General features: G+C 67.7%; 2 protein-coding genes. One reads left to right on the forward strand and one right to left on the reverse strand.

Features of this window, described 5'->3' with window-relative positions:
- Window positions 1-272: TetR/AcrR family transcriptional regulator (locus GUY60_RS37405; protein ID WP_161705951.1), on the reverse strand; the 272-nt coding region annotated here is incomplete at its 3' end.
- Window positions 273-375: 103 nt separating this feature from the next.
- Between GUY60_RS37405 and clpX the strand changes: the two genes are divergently transcribed.
- On the forward strand, window positions 376-1,686 hold the full coding sequence (gene clpX / locus GUY60_RS37410; RefSeq protein WP_161705952.1) for an ATP-dependent Clp protease ATP-binding subunit ClpX: 1,311 nt from the start codon (window positions 376-378) through the stop codon (window positions 1,684-1,686).
- Window positions 1,687-1,712 lie beyond the last annotated feature (26 nt).

The following is a 1,712-nucleotide window of genomic DNA, read 5'->3' on the forward strand; positions in this document are numbered from 1 at the left end:
ACGTGCGCCCCCGACCCGCCAAAAGCCCCGGTACCGCTTCCCGTACCGGGCCCGACCTGCGGCGACTCGGCGAGTTCGGCGAGGACGGCGAAGTAAAGGGCGCGCTTGCCGGGGAAGTTGGAGTAGACGGCGCCTCGGGTGAGGCCTGCGCGTTCGGCGATGCCGTCGACCTTGGCGCCGGGATAGCCGCGTGCGGCGAACTCCGCCCGAGCCGCCGCGAGCACTTTGGCGCGATTGAGCTGCTGCGACTGCGCCCTGCTGAGCCGACCCATTGCCCTCACTCGTCGGTGCCTGTATGCATTGCCGTCCGTCACGGCTCAGGATACCTTCGCTTCACATGGTGACGTCATCTGAATCCAGGCATTTGAGGTACGAGTGGCACGCATCGGCGACAGCGAATCCCTGCTGAAGTGCACGTTCTGCGGTAAAAGCCAGAAGCAGGTCAGGAAGCTCGTCGCGGGCCCGAGCGGCATCTGCATCTGCGATGAATGCGTGGGCCTGTGCAACGAGTTGATCGCGGAGGAGGCCGAGGAGGCGACGGAGGGCGCGCCGGGCGAACTGCCCACGCCGCGCGAGATCTTCACGTTCCTCGAGCAGTACGTGATCGGGCAGGAGGACGCGAAGAAGACCCTGTCGGTGGCGGTCTACAACCACTACAAGCGGGTCCGCCAGGAGTCCGCACCAGCGGCCGGCGCGAACGGCACCACCAGCTCGGAGGCGGCGGCCGGACCGGAGCCGGTGGAGTTGGGCAAGTCCAACATCCTGCTGATGGGACCCACCGGCTGCGGCAAGACGTACCTCGTGCAGACCTTGGCCCGGATGCTCGACGTGCCGTTCGCGATCGGCGACGCGACCGCGCTCACCGAGGCGGGGTACGTGGGCGAGGACGTGGAGAACATCCTGCTCAAGCTGTTGCAGGCGGCCGATCACGACGTGGAGAAAGCGCAGCGCGGGATCATCTACCTCGACGAGATCGACAAGGTGGCCCGTAAGAGCGAGAACCCCTCGGTCATGCGGGATGTATCGGGCGAGGGAGTGCAGCAGGCGCTGTTGAAGATCCTGGAGGGCACGGTGGCTTCGGTGCCGCCGCAGGGCGGGCGCAAGCATCCGCAGCAGGAGTTCATCCAGTTCGACACGTCGCAGGTCCTCTTCATCGTGGGCGGGGCTTTCGCGGGCCTCGAGCAGATCGTCGAGCAGCGGTCGGGCAGCCGGACGATCGGCTTCACCGGTTCGCCCGGGGCGGGTCAGGAGGCCGAGGACGAGCGCCCGTTCGCGCGGGTGATGCCGCAGGACCTGCTGAAGTTCGGCCTGATCCCGGAGATCGTGGGGCGGCTTCCGATGATGGCGGCGGTGGACCCGCTCGACCGGACCGCGCTGGTCCGCATCCTCACGGAGCCGCGCAACGCTCTGCTGAAGCAGTACCAGAAGCTGTTCGAAATGGACGGCGTGGAGCTGGAGTTCACCGATGAGGCCGTCGAGGCCATCGCGGAGCAGGCACTGCTGCGCCGCACCGGCGCCCGCGCCGCCCGCACGATCCTGGAGGAGGTCCTGCTGAACGTCATGTACGAGGTGCCGAGCCGGGACGATGTGGCCCGGGTGGTCGTCAGCCGCGACACCGTGCTCGACAACGTCAACCCGACCCTCGTACCCCGCGACCAGCCGGACGAACGGGAGAAGTCGGCGTGATCCGACCCCCACACACCCGGTAGGCC

The organism is Streptomyces boluensis (assembly GCF_009908195.1).
In the GTDB taxonomy this organism is placed as follows: Bacteria; Actinomycetota; Actinomycetes; order Streptomycetales; family Streptomycetaceae; genus Streptomyces; species Streptomyces boluensis.